The sequence below is a fragment of the Bradyrhizobium sp. CCGB01 genome, assembly GCF_024199795.1.
Lineage (GTDB): Bacteria > Pseudomonadota > Alphaproteobacteria > Rhizobiales > Xanthobacteraceae > Bradyrhizobium.
The window spans coordinates 2,376,398-2,393,438 of sequence record NZ_JANADK010000001.1 but is presented as its reverse complement, the minus strand read 5'-3'; the positions used below and the strand labels follow the sequence as shown (position 1 = coordinate 2,393,438).

The following is a 17,041-nucleotide window of genomic DNA, read 5'->3' as shown; positions in this document are numbered from 1 at the left end:
CCGGGTGCGCGGTTCCACTCCGGAATAGTCCGGTGCGGAGGTCGCCACTTCGTGATGCCCTACATATCCCTAAGCCGATAAGGTGGGGATAGGTTAATTCAACGAATACATGGCCTTCCTGCAAGTCTAGCATAGGGCCCATGTGCGACTTGTGATGATCTGACGACGCAAGCGAGCCGCGTGGCGGACTTTAAGGAGCTGACGGATGGCGGAAAGTGTCGAGAAGCTGGAAGACGGAATCGTCCGTTCGGCCGAGCAGGTGTCGGGCCAGATTCGCGCGGCGAAAGAGGCGATCGCCTCCGTCATCTTCGGCCAGGATCGCGTGATCGAGAACACGCTCGTCACCATCCTCTCCGGCGGCCATGCGCTGCTGATCGGCGTGCCCGGCCTTGCCAAGACCAAGCTGGTCGAGACGCTCGGCGTCACGCTCGGTCTCGATGCCAAGCGCATCCAATTCACGCCCGACCTGATGCCGTCGGATATTCTCGGCGCCGAAGTGCTCGACGAGAGCACCGCGGGAAAACGCTCGTTCCGCTTCATCGCCGGTCCCGTCTTCGCGCAGCTGTTGATGGCCGACGAGATCAACCGCGCCAGCCCGCGCACCCAGTCGGCGCTGCTGCAGGCGATGCAGGAGCAGCACATCACCGTGGCCGGCGCGCGTCATGATCTGCCGAAACCGTTCCACGTGCTCGCGACGCAAAATCCGCTGGAGCAGGAAGGCACCTATCCGCTGCCGGAAGCCCAGCTCGACCGTTTCCTGATGGAGATCGACGTCGATTATCCCGATCGCGACGCCGAGCGCCGCATCCTGTTCGAGACCACCGGCGCCGAGGAGACGCTGGCAAAGGCATCATTGACGGCGGATGCGCTGATCACGGCGCAGCGGCTGGTGCGCCGCCTGCCGGTCGGCGATTCCGTGGTTGAAGCCATCCTCTCGCTGGTGCGTTCCGCCCGTCCGGGCCCTGACAGCGGCGAGGCCGGCAAGTTCATTGCCTGGGGTCCCGGCCCGCGCGCCAGCCAGTCGCTCATGCTCGCCGTGCGCGCCCGCGCGCTGATCGACGGACGTCTCGCGCCTTCGGTCGACGACGTGCTCGACCTCGCCGAACCCATTCTGAAGCACCGCATGGCATTGACGTTCCAGGCGCGCGCCGAGGGGCGCACGATTCCGGACGTGATCAAGCAATTGAAGACACGGATCGGTTGATGGCCGCAGAGACCGGGCACACAGCGAAGGAGATCATTGCGATCCGACGTGCCGATGGCGAAAGCCGTACGCTCGCCGCTTCGCTGCCGCGCCTGGTGCTCGAGGCCCGCCGCATCGCCGCCAACGTCATCCACGGCCTGCACGGACGGCGCCGCGCCGGCTCCGGCGAGAACTTCTGGCAATACCGCCGCTTCGTGTCGGGCGAGCCGTCGCAGAATGTCGACTGGCGCCGCTCAGCGCGTGACGACCATCTCTATGTCCGCGAGCTCGAATGGGAAGCGTCGCACACGGTCTGGATTTGGCCCGATCGTTCGCCGTCGATGGCCTTCGCCTCCAAGACCGCGCGTGAATCCAAGCTGGAGCGCACGCTGATCGTTGCCTTCGCGCTGGCCGAGCTGCTGGTCGCGGGCGGCGAGCGCGTCGGCATTCCCGGATTGATGGCGCCGACCGCAAGCAGCAGCGTGATCGACAAGATGGCGCAGGCGATGCTGCATGACGATGCCGACCGGCTGAGCCTGCCGCCATCCTTCGTCCCTGCCGCGCTCGCCGAGACGATCGTGCTGTCGGATTTCTGGTCGCCGATCGCGGAGATCAGGACGACGCTCGCAGGGCTCTCCGGCTCCGGCGCCCACGGCACGATGGTGCAGATCGTCGATCCCGCCGAAGAGTCGTTCCCCTATTCCGGACGCGTCGAGTTCGTCGAGCCGGAAGGCTTTGGCATGATCACCGCCGGCCGCGCCGAGAGCTGGGCGCAGGATTACACCGCGCGGCTCGCGCTGCACCGCGACCAGATCCGCGCCGAGACCAACAAGCTCGACTGGCTTTTCACGACGCACGCGACCGACCGCTCCGCCGCCGAGCTCCTGCTGTTCCTGCATGCCGGCATGCAGGTGAGCAAGTCGGGCGCCCGCACCACGACGATCAAGGCGGGGCCCGCCGCATGATGGGATTGCCGCTCGCCTTCACCGAACCGCTGCTGCTGATCGGCCTCGTCAGCCTGCCCGTGCTGTGGTGGCTCTTGCGCGTGATGCCGCCGCGGCCGCGCCGCATCGAGTTTCCGCCGACGCGCCTGTTGTTCGACATCGCACCAAGGGAAGAGACGCCCTCGCGGACGCCGTGGTGGCTGACCGCATTGCGGCTCCTGGCTGCGGCCCTCGTCATTTTCGCCGCCGCCGGCCCGATCTGGAATCCGCAAACAGGCCTCGCCGGCAGCAAGGCGCCGCTGATGATCATGTTCGACGACGGCTGGAGCGCCGCATCGCACTGGGACATCAGGGTCAAGGCCGCCGACGAGCTGATCGCCAATGCCGACAACGACCGCCGCGCGATCGCGCTGGTGCCGCTGTCCGAGCCGAACCGCGACATCACCCTGATGCCGGCGGGTGCTGCGCGCGTCGCGCTGCGCCAGCTCGCGCCAAAGCCCTATTCGATCGATCGCGTTGAAACCCTCACCGCGATCGACCGCTTCCTGAAGGCCACCGGCGACTGCGAGATCGCCTGGCTTTCGGACGGTGTCGATACCGGGCGCGGCGAGGACTTCGTGCAGGGCCTCGGCAAGACCATCGGAGATCGCAGCTTGACGGTGTTCGAAGGCGGCACGTCCTCCCCGCTGGCGCTGGTCGCCGCCGAGAACGCCGCCGCCAAGATGACGGTGAAGGTGCTGCGCACCGACAGCGGCATCGCGGCAGGCACCGTGCGCGCGCTGGACCAGAAGGCTTCGCCGATCGGCGAAGCCCGTTATTCGTTCGGCCCGCAGGACAAGGAAACCGAAGCCTCGTTCGACCTGCCGGTCGAGCTGCGCAACGACATCACGCGGCTCGACATATCGGGCGAGCGCTCGGCCGGCGCGGTGCAGTTGCTCGACAAGCGCTGGCGCCGCCGCGCCATCGGCATCGTCACCGGCACGACCAGCGAAACCGCGCAGCCGCTGCTGGCGCCGACCTTCTACCTCACCCGCGCGCTGGCACCGTTCGCCGATGTGCGGCTCGCCGACCGCGGCTCGCCGCAGCAGGGCATCACGCAATTCCTCGACCAGAAGCTGCCGATGATCATCCTCGCCGATGTCGGGACCGTCGCCCCCGAAATCCGCGAGCGCCTCAACGCCTGGATCGATCAGGGCGGCGTGCTGGTGCGGTTCGCCGGCCCTCGCCTCGCGCAGGCCGAGGACGATCTGGTTCCGGTCAAGCTGCGCAAGGGCGGCCGCACCCTCGGCGGCAGCCTGACCTGGGAGAAGCCCCAGCATCTCGCATCCTTCGCCGCCGACGGTCCCTTTGCCGGCGTCGCGGTCCCCAAGGACGTCACCATCAGCCGGCAGGTCCTGGCCGAGCCCGACGCGGTGCTCGCCACCAAGAGCTGGGCCTCGCTGGAAGACGGAACGCCGCTCGTCACGGGCGAGCATCGCGGCAAGGGCATGGTCAGCCTGTTCCATGTCAGCGCCGACATGCGCTGGTCGGATCTGCCGATGTCGGGCACCTTCGTCGAAATGCTGCGCCGGGTCGTCGACATGTCCGGCTACACCGCCAAGCCGGGCCCTGGCGTTGCCGGCGAAGCAACCACTGAGACAGTGGCGCCGCTGCACATCCTCGACGGCTTTGGCGCGTTCGGGCCGCCGCCGGCCACCGCAAAACCGTTGCCCGCGGATTATCGCGACCGCGCCACGCCCGATCATCCGCCCGGCTTCTACGGTCCGGCAGAAGGACCGCTCGCCGTGAACACGCTCGCCGCCTCCGACCGCATCGCCGCGCTGAACACCGCAAGCCTGCGTGCGCGGCACGCGACCTACACCAATGCCGAGCCGCGCGACCTGCGCGGCTGGCTGCTGTCGACCGCGCTCGCGCTGTTCCTGATCGATGCCATCATCGTCGCGGTCCTCGGCGGCGGCATCGCCGCGCTGCTGCGCCGGCGCGCCGCGACAGCCATGATCGTGTTCGGGCTGGCGCTTGCAGGCGCCGTGTCACTCGTGCCCGCGCCCTCGCATGCCGACAGCGCCTCCGACGAGTTCGCGATGAAGGCGGTGTCGCAGACCCGCCTCGCCTATGTCGTCACCGGTAATGCCGACGTCGATTCCATCGTCAAGGCCGGCATGTCCGGGCTGACGCAGTTTCTGGCGCAGCGCACCGCGCTCGAGGCCGGCGATCCCGTCGGCATCGATCCCGGCCGCGACGAGCTCGCCTTCTTCCCGCTGATCTACTGGCCGATCGTGCCCGGCGCGCCCAAGCCGCCGCAGGATGCCATCAACAAGATCGACGCCTACATGAAGCAGGGCGGCACCGTGCTGTTCGACACCCGCGACGCGATCGAAGCGCCGCCGGGCGAGAACGGTGCCGCGCAGACCCCGGCCATGCAGACGCTGCGCGAGATCCTGTCGTCGCTGGACGTGCCCGAGCTCGAACCGGTGCCGCGCGAGCACGTGCTGACCAAGACCTTTTATTTGCTGCGCGACTTCCCCGGCCGCTTCAGCACCGGCCAGACCTGGGTCGAGGCCTTGCCGCGCGACGAGGACGAGGACAGCGCGCAGCGGCCGGCCCGCGGCGGCGACGGCGTGTCGCCGATCATCATCACCTCGAACGATCTGGCCGGCGCCTGGGCCCAGCGGCTCGACGGCCAGTTCATGCTGCCGATGGCCGGCGGCGACGCCCGCCAGCGCGAATTCGCCTACCGCGCCGGCGCCAACATTGTGATGTACACGCTGACCGGCAACTACAAGGCCGACCAGGTGCACGCACCGGCCCTGATCGAACGGTTGGGGCAATAGAGATGCACGTCACGAGCTTGAGCCACACGCCCCGTCATTCCGGGATGGTCCGAAGGACCAGACCCGGAATCTCGAGATTCCGGGTTCGATGCTTCGCATCGCCCCGGAATGACGTTGATAGGTTTGTCCGATGAATTACGGCATCGCTTTCACGCCGCTTGTTCCCGCGATCGTCCTGTGGCTCGCGCTGGCCGCGATCGTCGTCGTTGCGCTCGTGCTGCTCGTGTCGCGCGCGCGCGGCGCCGCCGTGCGCGTGGCCGCGCTGGCACTGTTCCTGCTGGCGCTCGCTAATCCCTCGTTCACGCGCGAGGACCGCGATCCGCTCACCTCGGTCGCCGCCGTCGTCGTCGACAAGAGCCCGAGCCAGAATTTCGGCAACCGCAACAAGGAAGCCGCGCAGGCGCAGGAAGCGCTGATCGACAGCCTGAAGAAGATCAAGGGCCTCGAGGTCCGCGTCGTCGACGCCGGACAGGCCGACGGCGAAACCGACGGCACGAAGCTGTTCGGCGCCCTCGCCTCCGCACTGTCGGACGTGCCGGTCGACCGCGTCGCCGGCGCATTCCTGATCACCGACGGCCGGGTCCACGACATTCCGGCCAACGCCGCCGGGCTCGGCTTCCAGGCGCCGGTGCAGGCGCTGATCACCGGGCAGAAGGACGAGCGCGACCGCCGCATCGCGATCACCGCGGCGCCGCGCTTCGGCATCGTCGGGCAGAGCCAGACCATCACCTACCGCCTCGACGACCAGGGCGTCACCGGCGAACGCGCCAAGGTCACGATCCGCAGGGACGGCGAGGTCCTGAGCGAGCGCACGCTATCGAGCGGCCAGAGCGCGAGCGTCGACGTCGATATCAAGCATGCCGGCCCGAACATCGTCGAGATCGAGGCCTCGCCGCTCGAGCGCGAGCTGACGCCGGTGAATAACCGCGCGGTCGTCGCCATCGACGGCGTGCGCGACAAGCTGCGCGTGCTGCTGGTCTCGGGCGAGCCGCATTCCGGCGAGCGGACCTGGCGCAATCTGCTCAAGTCCGACGCCAGCGTCGATCTCGTGCACTTCACCATCCTGCGTCCGCCGGAGAAGCAGGACGGCACGCCGATCAACGAATTGTCGCTGATCGCGTTTCCGACCCGCGAGCTGTTCCAGCAGAAGATCAACGAATTCCAGCTGATCATCTTCGACCGCTACGCCCGCCAGGGGGTGCTGCCGATCGCCTATTTCGACAACATCGCGCGCTACGTCCGCGCGGGCGGCGCGGTGCTGGTCTCGGCCGGCCCCGACTATGCCTCCAACACCAGCATCTGGCGCACGCCGCTGGATTCGGTGCTGCCGGCAGAGCCCGTCGGCGTGACCGAGAAGCCGTTCTATGCGCATCTGTCCGAGATCGGCAAACGCCATCCCGTCACGCGCGGCCTCGAAGGCTCCGCCTCCGAGCCGCCGCACTGGAGCCGCTTCTTCCGCACCGTCGACACCCGCAACGCCGTCAACCCGCCTGTCATGACCGGCGTCGACGGCAAGCCTCTCTTGTTCCTGTCGCGCTTCGGCGAGGGCCGCGTCGCGCTGCTGCTGTCCGACCACATCTGGCTGTGGGCGCGCGGCTATGAAGGCGGCGGTCCGCATCTCGACCTGCTCAGGCGGATGTCGCACTGGCTGATGAAGCAGCCGGACCTCGATGAAGAGGCGCTGCGCCTCCAGGTGCAGGGCAAGGACCTCGTGGTGGTGCGCCAGACCATGTCGGACAGCGTCCAGCCGGTCAGCGTGACGTCGCCGTCGGGCGTGTCGCAGGACCTGACGCTCAGTCCCGGCGATCCCGGCGAGTGGCGCGCCAGGCTGCCGGCGAGCGAGCTCGGCCTGTGGCAGGCCACCGACGGCACGCTGAAGGCGCTGATCAATGTCGGCCCGACCAATCCGAAGGAGTTTTCGGAAGTCACCTCCACCACCGACACCCTGAAGCCGCTGACGCAGGCGACCGGCGGCAACGCCGTGCGCGTGGTCGACGGCAGCAGCGTCGAGTTGCCGCGCATCGTGCCGGTGCGCTCGACGAGCGTCTTCGCCGGCGACGGCTGGATGGGCGTCAGGATGCGCGACGCCAGCGTGGTGAAGGGCGTCGGCGTGCTGCCGATCTTCGCCGGCCTGATTGGACTGCTGCTGCTGCTCGGCGCGTTTGCTGCGACGTGGGTGCGCGAAGGGCGCTGACGATCAGCGCTCTCTCCGTTCCCTCCGCCCTGTGGAGGCGGAATATCGCATGTGAGCTTGGCGGGGTCTGAGCAAGCGCCTCGTCCTTCGAGACGACCGCTTCGCCGTCTCCTCAGGATGAGGCTGAGCGGCAGCTTTGCTTGTCCAAATTGCAGCCACGCACTCCGACCTCATCCTGAGGGCCCGCCGCAGGCGGGCGTCTCGAAGGATGGGCCACAGGCAAGCTGCCTAGTTGCCGGAACGACACATCGGGTTGGCTGTCTGCGACAGCCGTCGGACCACGGTTGACATCCACTGATCGATCAGGCGATGTTACATTATAACATCGCGGCATCAGGGGATTGGTGCCTCGCGATGTGGGGTGGCTTTTCCAGATGAAGTGGTTCCGGTCAAATATCAGGCACGGCGCCCGGCTCGCGTTGTTCGCGATGCTGGTGCAGCTCGCGCTGACATTCGGCCATAGCCATTGGTTCGCCCAGGCGGCTCCTCTCGCCCAGTCCTCGCTTCAGCAGATCGACAGCGGCAAGAGCATTGCCTCGATCGACCGCGCCGCGGTCGAGAAGCAATCACCCGGGGTCCCCGACCGGGAGCAGCCGGGCGAGGACAATTGCGCGATCTGCGCCGTCGTCGCGATGGCGGGCACCGTGGTGTCCGCAACGCCACCTCTGTTGCTGCTGCCGCAGGCGATCGACCTGCTCTACCGCACCACTGATGCCGAATTCCTTCATCTGAAATCGGCCGGCACGGCGTTCCAGCCCCGCGCCCCTCCCGCGTCCTGACTTCCAACATTGCTTGATCACGCCCGGCTCGCCGCTTTCAGGCGAATGTCCGGGAGCAGTTGAAGTCGAATTCCGTCGCGCTGCGACGGCAGGCCGCCACCGATCAACGCCAAAGCCTTCGGACGGCGCCTGACTGGAATCAGGACCATGTCATTTGAATTGCGACGCGCGCAGCGTCTGGGTGGAGCAAGCCTGCTCCTGCTCGGCACCGCCGCCACCTCGGCATTCGCCCAAGAACCTGCACAAGTTAAGTCCTCGACCGAGATCCCGTCCGTCACCGTGACCGCCCCGAGCCCCATCGTGCGCAGGGTGGTGCCGACCCGCAGCCCGGTCCGCGTCGCGCGCTCCGGGCGATCGCGTAGCCAGCAGCGCACGGCGGAAGCCACGCCGGCCGCGCCTGCCGCAGCTCAACAGGGCGTGCTGCCTATTGTGACCAACCAGTTTGCCACCGTCACCGTGGTACCGAACGAGGAAATCCGCCGCGAGGGCGGCGGCCAGCTCGGCGACCTCCTGTTCTCCAAGCCCGGCATCACCGGCTCGAGCTTTGCGCCCGGCGCCTCCAGCCGGCCGATCATCCGCGGCCTCGACGTCAACCGCGTCGGCATCGTCGAGAACGGCACCAATGCGAACGGTGCGTCCGATCTCGGCGAGGATCATTTCGTGCCGATCGATCCGCTCGCGACCAACCAGATCGAGGTGGTGCGCGGGCCGGCGGCCTTGCGCTACGGCTCGACCTCGATCGGCGGCGTCGTCAGCGCCACCAACAACCGGATTCCGGATGGGCTGCCGTCCTGCGCGCCATCGTTCCAGACTTACGGCCTGCCGACCAAGGCGCCGCTTGCAGCGGCCGCAACATCGCCTTGCGTCACCGCCGAAACACGCACCGCGTTCAGCTCGGTCGATCGCGGTGTCGAGAGCGGCGTGCTGCTCGATACCGGCGGCGGCAATTTTGCGTTCCATGCCGACGCCTATGGCCGCACGACGTCGGACTATGCGATCCCCGGCTATCCCTATCTGAACGACCCGTCGCAGCCCGTGAACGGCCGCCAGCCCAACTCGGCGACGCGTTCGGACGGCGCCTCGATCGGCGGCTCCTACTTCTTCCAGGGCGGCTATATCGGCGCGTCGATCACGCAGAACGACTCGCTCTACCACATCCCCGGCATCGACGGCGCCGACCACAACACCCGGATCGACGGCCACCAGACCAAGATCAACGTCAAGGGCGAATACCACCCCGACGCGGCCGCGATCGACGCCGTGCGCTTCTGGGCGGGCGCGACCGACTACCGGCACAACGAGATCGGCCTCGCCGATCCCGCCGATCTCAACAGCGACGGCATCAGGCAGACCTTCACCAACAAGGAGCAGGAGATCCGCACCGAGGTGCAGCTGATGCCGTTCAACGCGCGCTTCGCCGAGGTGACGACGGCGCTGGGCTTCCAGGTCGGGCATCAGGAGCTGACCGCGCCGAGCCCGGACAATCCCGGCACGCTGTTCAACGGATTGTGGGACCCGAACAACAACACGCGCGTTGCCGGTTACGCCTTCAACGAATTCAAGTTCACGGAGGCGACGCGGGCGCAGATCGCCGGCCGCATCGAGCATGTCGAGCTGCACGGCACGACGCCGAACTTCCCGGCGGATTACCTGCCCGACGGCACGCCGCAGGTGGGCATTGCGCGCAATCCGTCCTTCACGCCGAAGAGCGGCAGCATCGGCCTGTTGCAGGACCTGCCGGGCGGCATGGTCGGCAGCATCACCGCGCAATATGTCGAGCGCGCGCCGAAGGCGGCCGAGCTGTTTTCCCGCGGCGCCCATGACGCAACCGCGACGTTCGACATCGGCAATCCGAACCTCACCATCGAGACCGCGAAGTCGGTCGAGGTCGGCGTGCGCAAGGCGACGGGGCCGTTCCGCTTCGAGGCGACCGTCTACTACACGCACTTCGACAATTTCATCTATCGCCGCCTCACCGGCGTGATGTGCGACGACGATTTTGCGTCCTGCGGCACGCCGGGCGCCGAGTTGAACCAGGCGGTCTACTCGCAACGCAATGCGAATTTCCGCGGCGGCGAGTTCCAGTCGCAGCGCGATGTCGGTGCATTCCGGGGCGGCATCTGGGGCATCGAGAACCAGCTCGACTTCGTCCGCGCCACCTTCACCGACGGCACCAACGTGCCGCGCATTCCACCGTTGCGGATGGGCGGCGGCGTGTTCTGGCGCGACGACAACTGGCTGATGCGTGTCAATCTGCTGCACGCCTTCGCGCAGAACGACGTCGCCGTGATCGCGGAGACGCCGACGGCGGGTTATAATTTGTTGAAGGCCGAGGTCAGCTACAAGACCAAGCTCGACCGCAACTGGTTCGGTGCGCGCGAGATGATGGCCGGCATCGTCGGCAACAATCTCCTCAACGCGAACATCCGCAACTCGGTGTCCTACACCAAGGACGAGGTCCTGATGCCCGGCATCGGCGTGCGGGCGTTCGCCAATTTCAAGTTCTAGGCTTGAAGTTCCGGCTTTGGCTGCAGTCGGGGCCCAAGGGCCCCGGCTGCAGGTGCAGTTGCGACCGACGCGTCTTCGGCGCGTCGCAGTGCCAGCGTGTCGAAGCCGCTCAGGCCGCGCGTGCGGACGGATGTTCCGACCGCCGCTCCAGCATCGCGGTCGAGGCGCGCAGATTGTCCAGCCGGGCCCGCAGCGACAAAGCAAGCATGGGATAGGTTTCGCTGCCGGGATCGGCATTTCCGGCCTTGCGTTCCTCGTCCCGGATATCGGCCTCGAGCATCTGGATACGCCAGCGCAGGTCGGAGATGAGCGCATGGAGGTGAAGGGACGCAGCTGCGTCGGAACGGAACGTCGGTTGCATGTTATCGCCTCAATCTGGGACAGACCCAATTGCGGGGCTGCGGTTTCTTGCAGGCTCAGCAAATGGGATGCCAGGATCAGCTCGCGACGTTGGGGAAATTCTCGCGTCTTACGGGGCTCCCAGCCGCTTCTCGAAGCGCCATTGGTCTTTGGGGAAAGGCCCGTTCGACGTCTCCGAAAACATCACGAACCTGCCGGCGTTGCGCCAGCCGCTCTTTTCGTAGAACCGCGCAGCGCGCGCATTGCCGACCGCACATGCGAGCCACGCCAGCTCCACACCGCGCGCGGCGAGCCGGGCCTCGGCGTCGGCGATCAGTGCAGCAGCCACACCCGCGCCGTGCGCCTCGAACGACACGAAGAGCTGGTACAATTCGTCGCCCCTGATGGCGCAGAAGCCCAAAGGCGTGCCGGCCGGGCCGACGACGCTGATGTTGGGAAGCATGACCGCGAGCCGATCGCGAAAATTCGGGAGGGTGCGGAGGCGGACCAGCTCGGGCGGCGCAAGCGAGGCATGCGATCCATGCCAGGTGTCGTGCCACAGCTGCGCGAGATGATCGATCTCACCGGCCTCAGCGGGACGCACCTGCATCGTCGAAACTCCATAAGAGAGTGTCGTAGCTACCCTGCCCGCGCCTTGCTCCAGTCCGGACCGACCTGTCCCGACACGCCCTCGAAGGCGCCGTCGACGAGCTCGAACACCAGGACGCGCGCGGCGTCGACCGGGCCCGGCATGGTGATGCGGCCCTTGGTGACCTGCTTGAATCCGATGCGGCTGTAATAGGGCTCGTCGCCGACCAGCAGCACCAGGCGGTGACCTTTCTCCTTCGCGTCCTTCAGCGCGCGCTCCATCAGGAGACGGCCGATGCCGCGGTCGCGGAACGGCGGCTCGACGGTGAGCGGTCCGAGCAGCAGCGCCGGCGTCTCGCCGACCAGGATTGGCAACTGCCGGACAGAGCCGACCAGGAGCGTGCCGATGCGGGCGGTGAAGGACAGTTCGAGCAGATGGTCGACGTGCTCACGGATGCGGTAGGCGCTGAGCACGAAGCGGCCGGGGCCGAAGGTGCGTTCGTGCAGCCGCTCGATCGCCTGGGCGTCGCCGGCAGCTTCAGGAAGGATGGTGAGCGAGAGATCGGTCATGGCAGCATGCGTCTTCGAGCGAATTGGGCCCCGGTTCGCGTCAGGAAAACGCGTCAATGTCAGACGCGGGATAACATCTCGGCGCGCCGCGGTCCATCGGGCTCGTGGGCGATAAACTCCCGTGCCGGGCCGCGGCTGAGGACGGCCGCGAACAGCAGCGTCCAGAGCGACAGCATCAGGGCCGGGATGACGTAATACTGCGTGAAGACCGGATGCGTGGCAAAGAACGCCAGATTCAGCGCGAGATTGCTTGCCACCAGCAACGCGAGTTTGCGGACGCCATCATCGCCAGCGAAGCGCCACAATAGCGCGGTCCCGACGCAGGCGATCACGATCAGCGGGAACTGGGTGTCGCGGAGATAGGCCAGCAGCACGGCGGGGTCGAGGCTCGGCGGCGCAGTATCCTGACCGCCATAGGCCGAGACCAGCGGATGGCCCGAATTGACCAGGTTCGCCACAAACACCGGCAACAGCCCGACGAGGGACGAAAGGCCAAGCACGAGGCCCGACACGAACGTCTCGCGGTTACGCCAGATCAGGAACGACAATCCGAAGAACAGGAAATAGCCGGCCGACAGAACGACGTTCGCGATCCGGAAGCTCGCGGACAGGCCGAGCAGGACGCCGATGGCCGCGACCATCAGCACGCGGCGCCTCCCCTCGTCGACGAACAGCCGCGCGGTAAGCAGACCTGCGAGGGCGCAGACGACAATGGTCGGCGCCATCGAATAGCTCGCCTTGGTCGGATTGATCATGAAGTAGATCGAGAGCGCGCCGAACAACGCGGCTGATGTCAACGACAACGGCTCCCGCGCGCGCCACAGCCCGTACAGCGCAACGGCCGCGATGATGAAATTCGCCGCCATATAGAGCGGAATGACCTGGAACCCCTCCGGGAACAGCGCCAGCACGAAGCCCGTGCCCGGCGGCGGCGTCATCACCCATTTGCTGCCGTCGGCAGTCTGGGTGTGGCAGGGTGCCCGCGTCGGTTCGTTCCAGTTCGGAAAATCGATGCTGCGCAGCTTGGCCGCGAGATAGCCGTCGGTTTCACGGGCGAGGCTGGTGTCGAGCCCTTGCCAGCCGAAGCGCTGGAACAGATGCGCCTGCCTGAGATAGCAGATGTCGTCATAGACGCCGCGGCTCTCGTTCCAATGCGAGATCAGCCTGATGTTGCTGGCCAGAATTGCCAGAAACACAATTGAAAAAAATACTTTAACAGCTCTGATCGGCATTCGCCGGGCCGCCCCCGCAGCTTGAAATGGCCCGCTGCCTGTACAGGAAAAGCCTCGGCAAGTATAGCAAAGGCGGGCAGTCAGGAGGTGAGGCAGACGTGGCCGACATGGGCTTGGGTACGGGTATAAATACGGACTTGGCTTCGGCCGACACGTACCGGGACGGTGCCGCCGCACCGCCGGCCGCTGCGGCACGGATCCTGCTCATCATTCCCTGCTTCAACGAGGAGGCCTCGGTCGGCGGTCTGCTGAGCGAGATCGCGGCAACCGGCTGCGGCTACCACACCCTGGTTGTCGACGACGGCTCGTCTGACGCGACGTCCGCGGTGGCAAGCCGCCGCTCGCCGGTCGCCCGCCTCGCGCAGAATCTCGGCATCGGCGGCGCCGTGCAGACCGGCATCAAATACGCGGCGCGTCAGGATTTCGATTTCTGCATCCAGATCGACGGCGACGGCCAGCATGATCCGCGCGCCATCGAGACGCTGCTGGACGCCCATCGCAAGGACCCGACCAACATCACCATCGGAAGCCGCTTCATCGACCATGCCGGCTTCTGCTCGACGCGGATGCGGCGCGCCGGCATCAGGATGATCGTGCTTGCGCTCAACGGTCTGTTCAGCGGCGGCGGCCGCATCACCGATCCGACCAGCGGCATGCGGCTGATGGATCGTTCCGCCATCGCCTTCTTCGCAAAAGCCTATCCGACGGATTTTCCGGAGCCGATCTCGCTGGCCTGGGCGATGCGCGCGGGACTGACGGTCAAAGAGGTTCCCGTGGAGATGCGGGCGCGGGAGACCGGCGCCAGCTCGATCGATGGATTGAAGTCGGCGAGCTACATGATCCGCGTCCTCGGCTATATCCTGCTCGCGCGTCTCGTGAGATCGCGATGACGCCGGGCAGCTCCCCTCCGATTTGCACTCCCATCACAGCGCCAAACATTTTGAGGACGCAGCCGTGACAGATGCCCTTCCGAGTCCAGAGACGGTCGTCGTCATCTCGGCCTTTGCGCTGATCTACATGCTGGTGCTGCTGCGCAAGACGCTGCAAGGCAAGTTCGATCTCTATGACTTCCTGATGCTGTCCATGGTGGCGATCATCCCCGCGGGCTTCGCGCTGTTTCCGACGCTGGCCTATCTCGTCAGCCACCTGACCGGTGTCGTGTTTCCGTTCGTCGTGATGTTCGGCGCGCTGTTCCTGGTGGTGTTCGCCTTCATGCACAACATGACGGCGCGACTGCACCGGCTGGAGCGGCAGAACTGCGCGCTGATCCAGGAGCAGAGCCTGATGGCGCTGGAGATGAAGGCTAAGGAGAGCGGCCAGAACGGCGGCTGAGTGCTCAACGCCGAATTTCTTCAGCGCCACGTCGCGGTCGGCGGCTTGCCGTCAAGCACTTCCGCGAGCCGTTGCCGCGTCCCGTGCGTGGTGCCCTCGGGCAGCGCCGTGATCGCGAAGAAGCCGCATTCGACGATCTCGTGGTTGGGCGCGGGCAGGCGATCCTGCCTGAACTGCCTGACGACGTAGACCGCGACGTGGTCGCGGCGGGAGACGTGGTTGTTGAGGAAGATACCGTGCAGCACGGCATCACCCGTGAGATCGATATCGCCCTCCTCCTTGAGCTCGCGCCGCATCGCCTGCTCCATGGTCTCGCCGAGATCGACGCCGCCGCCGGGCAGATACCAGCCGGCGATGTAGCTGTGCCTGACCAGGAACACCCGGTTCTCGGAATCCAGCACCACGGCGCGGACGCCGAGCGTCATGCCGCGGACCAGCAGGAAATAGGCGTGAAAGATCCGCCGCAGCAGCGGCTCGAATTTCCGTCGGATACCGTTCAGACGATCCCCCATCAGGCTCCCAAACAAACTCCCGAGAAAACTCCCAAGAAAATTCCCAACAGGCCCCGGTCCGGGCCCCGCTTGCACAGTGCCCGCGACCTTGCCATTACAGCGGACGAATAGCGAGGCAATCGCGCGCCATGACTCACCACACGTTGGCTCCCTACACGCTCGCCCACCTGTCCGACCCGCATCTGCCGCCAATGCCGAAGCCGCGGCTGATCGAGCTCGCGGGCAAGCGCGCTCTCGGCTATGTCAACTGGACGCGCAACCGCCACAAGTACCAGCGCCGCGAGGTGCTCGACGCGCTGGTTGCCGATGTCCACGCGCAGACGCCCGACCACATCGCGGTCACGGGAGATCTCGTCAATCTGGCGCTGGAGGCGGAGTTCGCGCCGGCGCGCGCCTGGCTCGACGGCGTCGGTCCGCCCGACCGCGTCACCACCATTCCCGGCAATCACGACGCCTATGTGCGCGCCACCTCTCACCGCTTCGGCGAGACCTTTGCACCCTATCTTGCGGGCGACGACGGCCGCATCGGCTTTCCCGGCGTGCGCCGGCGCGGGCCGCTCGCGCTGATCAGCCTGTCCACGGCGGTGCCGACCCTGCCGCTGATGGCGACGGGCACGCTCGGCCGCGATCAGCTCGCAGCCCTCGAAGCGGTCCTCGACCGCCTCGCAGCCGAGGACGTCTTCCGCGTGCTGCTGGTGCATCATCCCCTGAAGTCCGGCACGCGCCAGAAGCGGATGACCGACGCGGCCGCGCTGCTGGCACTGATCAGGCGCCACGGCGTCGAGCTGATCCTGCACGGGCACGACCACATTCATTCGACGATGTGGTTCGAGGGCCCCAACGGCAACATCCCCGCGATCGGCGTGCCGTCGGCCTCCGCGCTCGCCCACGGGCGCTACCCGGCGGCCGCGTATAACCTGTTCACGATCGAGAAGGACAATGCCGGCTGGCGCTGCGAGCAGACGGTGCGGGGCCTCGGGTCCGGATTTCAGATCCGGCAGATCAAGCAGGCACGGCTGATTTAGTTCACCAACGGAAAAACCGTCACCAGCTCCGCAGGGCCGCAACCACGGCGATGCCGAACAGCGCGGCGGCACCGAGCACGAACCCGAACACGAACGGCCATACCCGCGAACGGCGCGGCGGCGGGGCGACCTCGGGCTTCGGCTCGGGCAACACCACCATGGCATGCTCGCGCTCGATCATGCGGCGGGCGACGTAGTCCGTCACGGCTTCGACGATCACGGCGGTGTCGTGCGATTCGGCGAGCACGATGCGGCCGAAGCGGGTGTCCTGAACGAAGCGGTACTGCCGCTTGTCGCGCCCCATCATGATGTGCGCGACGACATCGATCCAGAGTCTCGGCGTATCGCCCTGGCTGATGCCGCGGTCGAACAGGTCGATCTGGTCGGGCACCTGCGCGAACAGGGGATCGAGCGCGTCGTTGAGGATCTCCAGCCGCGCCAGCTCCGCATCGCGCAAATCGACGACCACGCCGGTCCGGTCGGCGGCCTCGATCCGTGCGCGCAGCAGAGCATCGCGCAGCCGCACCGGGCGCGGCTGGCTGGGCTGGGTCCCGCTGGTCTCGGGCTCTGACATTGTCGGCCTCGTCCTCACTTGCCGCCATTAACCTATCAGCAACCACACCCTCCGCAAAGGGTCCACAATTCCAGAGGCTTACGCCGCCCACAACCGGTTCGCCTGTGCCAAAAACAGACGATCCCACCCGGCTTGCGCCGGATGGGACCCTCCGTCCTTGGACGTCTTCTTAGATTTTAGGTCGGCGGCCGGGCGTCAGGCCGAGACCCGCGACGGCTCTTCCACGATCGAGAAGCGGACGCCGGCCTTGTGGCGGCTCTCTTCCGACACTTCCCTCCAGCAGTCCTCGGCTTCCTTGCGGGACTTGAAGGGGCCTTTGACCTGGGCAGAGCCTTCCACGAGCTTGTGGAAGTTCATCGAACCGAACTCGCCGCCGATCACCCAGAAATTGCTGTTGGTCATTGTCGCTCTCCTCTCAAGCGTTCTGCGT

16 protein-coding genes are annotated in these 17,041 nt (G+C 66.6%); 9 read left to right on the top strand and 7 right to left on the bottom strand.

Going from position 1 to position 17,041, the window contains the following annotated elements; translation table 11 throughout:
* The first annotated feature begins 205 nt into the window (after positions 1 to 205).
* The 6 genes from NLM25_RS10745 (at position 206) to NLM25_RS10720 (ending at position 10,439) form a co-directional block, all read left to right on the top strand.
* Positions 206 to 1,204 (top strand): MoxR family ATPase, encoded by a 999-nt coding sequence (locus NLM25_RS10745; RefSeq protein ID WP_254136923.1) that lies wholly within the window; start codon positions 206 to 208, stop codon positions 1,202 to 1,204.
* Positions 1,204 to 2,148 (top strand): DUF58 domain-containing protein, encoded by a 945-nt coding sequence (locus NLM25_RS10740; RefSeq protein ID WP_254136922.1) that lies wholly within the window; start codon positions 1,204 to 1,206, stop codon positions 2,146 to 2,148. Before NLM25_RS10745 ends, NLM25_RS10740 begins: the two co-directional genes overlap by 1 nt.
* Positions 2,145 to 4,958, top strand: a complete 2,814-nt coding sequence (locus tag NLM25_RS10735) for a DUF4159 domain-containing protein (RefSeq protein WP_254116854.1) — start codon at positions 2,145 to 2,147, stop codon at positions 4,956 to 4,958. Before NLM25_RS10740 ends, NLM25_RS10735 begins: the two co-directional genes overlap by 4 nt.
* Before the next feature lie 130 nt (positions 4,959 to 5,088).
* Complete coding sequence (locus NLM25_RS10730) at positions 5,089 to 7,152, top strand: hypothetical protein (RefSeq protein ID WP_254136921.1); 2,064 nt, start codon at positions 5,089 to 5,091, stop codon at positions 7,150 to 7,152.
* A 374-nt stretch (positions 7,153 to 7,526) separates the two neighbouring features.
* Entirely contained in the window at positions 7,527 to 7,931 is a 405-nt protein-coding gene (locus tag NLM25_RS10725; RefSeq protein ID WP_254136920.1) for a DUF2946 domain-containing protein, read from the top strand.
* A gap of 147 nt (positions 7,932 to 8,078) precedes the next feature.
* Positions 8,079 to 10,439 (top strand): TonB-dependent receptor, encoded by a 2,361-nt coding sequence (locus NLM25_RS10720; RefSeq protein WP_254136919.1) that lies wholly within the window; start codon positions 8,079 to 8,081, stop codon positions 10,437 to 10,439.
* Between the two features lie 109 nt (positions 10,440 to 10,548).
* Here NLM25_RS10720 and NLM25_RS10715 read toward each other — a convergent pair whose 3' ends face one another.
* The 4 genes from NLM25_RS10715 to NLM25_RS10700 form a co-directional block, all read right to left on the bottom strand.
* Positions 10,549 to 10,800 carry a hypothetical protein gene (locus NLM25_RS10715; RefSeq protein WP_254136918.1) on the bottom strand — a complete coding sequence of 84 codons (252 nt, stop codon included), beginning with the start codon at positions 10,798 to 10,800 and terminating at the stop codon, positions 10,549 to 10,551.
* 108 nt (positions 10,801 to 10,908) lie between these two features.
* On the bottom strand, positions 10,909 to 11,388 hold the full coding sequence (locus NLM25_RS10710) for a GNAT family N-acetyltransferase (protein ID WP_254136917.1): 480 nt from the start codon (positions 11,386 to 11,388) through the stop codon (positions 10,909 to 10,911).
* Positions 11,389 to 11,417: 29 nt separating this feature from the next.
* The gene (locus tag NLM25_RS10705; RefSeq protein WP_254136916.1) at positions 11,418 to 11,936 is read right to left on the bottom strand and encodes a GNAT family N-acetyltransferase; all 519 of its coding nucleotides are present in this window, start codon (positions 11,934 to 11,936) and stop codon (positions 11,418 to 11,420) included.
* A 59-nt stretch (positions 11,937 to 11,995) separates the two neighbouring features.
* Positions 11,996 to 13,132: a hypothetical protein gene (locus NLM25_RS10700; RefSeq protein ID WP_254136915.1), complete on the bottom strand. Its 1,137-nt coding sequence runs from the start codon at positions 13,130 to 13,132 to the stop codon at positions 11,996 to 11,998.
* 143 nt (positions 13,133 to 13,275) lie between these two features.
* Here NLM25_RS10700 and NLM25_RS10695 point away from each other — a divergent pair, with 143 nt between their 5' ends.
* The gene (locus NLM25_RS10695) at positions 13,276 to 14,058 is read left to right on the top strand and encodes a glycosyltransferase family 2 protein (protein WP_254124202.1); all 783 of its coding nucleotides are present in this window, start codon (positions 13,276 to 13,278) and stop codon (positions 14,056 to 14,058) included.
* A gap of 64 nt (positions 14,059 to 14,122) precedes the next feature.
* Positions 14,123 to 14,500 (top strand): DUF2304 domain-containing protein, encoded by a 378-nt coding sequence (locus tag NLM25_RS10690; protein WP_254136914.1) that lies wholly within the window; start codon positions 14,123 to 14,125, stop codon positions 14,498 to 14,500.
* A gap of 20 nt (positions 14,501 to 14,520) precedes the next feature.
* Here NLM25_RS10690 and NLM25_RS10685 read toward each other — a convergent pair whose 3' ends face one another.
* Positions 14,521 to 15,012 carry an NUDIX domain-containing protein gene (locus NLM25_RS10685; RefSeq protein WP_254136913.1) on the bottom strand — a complete coding sequence of 164 codons (492 nt, stop codon included), beginning with the start codon at positions 15,010 to 15,012 and terminating at the stop codon, positions 14,521 to 14,523.
* A gap of 143 nt (positions 15,013 to 15,155) precedes the next feature.
* Between NLM25_RS10685 and NLM25_RS10680 the strand changes: the two genes are divergently transcribed.
* Positions 15,156 to 16,037, top strand: a complete 882-nt coding sequence (locus NLM25_RS10680; RefSeq protein WP_254124201.1) for a metallophosphoesterase — start codon at positions 15,156 to 15,158, stop codon at positions 16,035 to 16,037.
* Positions 16,038 to 16,056: 19 nt separating this feature from the next.
* Here NLM25_RS10680 and NLM25_RS10675 read toward each other — a convergent pair whose 3' ends face one another.
* Together NLM25_RS10675 and NLM25_RS10670 are read right to left on the bottom strand one after the other, a co-directional pair.
* Positions 16,057 to 16,611: a hypothetical protein gene (locus NLM25_RS10675; protein ID WP_254116844.1), complete on the bottom strand. Its 555-nt coding sequence runs from the start codon at positions 16,609 to 16,611 to the stop codon at positions 16,057 to 16,059.
* Between the two features lie 195 nt (positions 16,612 to 16,806).
* Positions 16,807 to 17,013, bottom strand: a complete 207-nt coding sequence (locus tag NLM25_RS10670) for a hypothetical protein (protein WP_212487936.1) — start codon at positions 17,011 to 17,013, stop codon at positions 16,807 to 16,809.
* Positions 17,014 to 17,041: the final 28 nt, after the last annotated feature.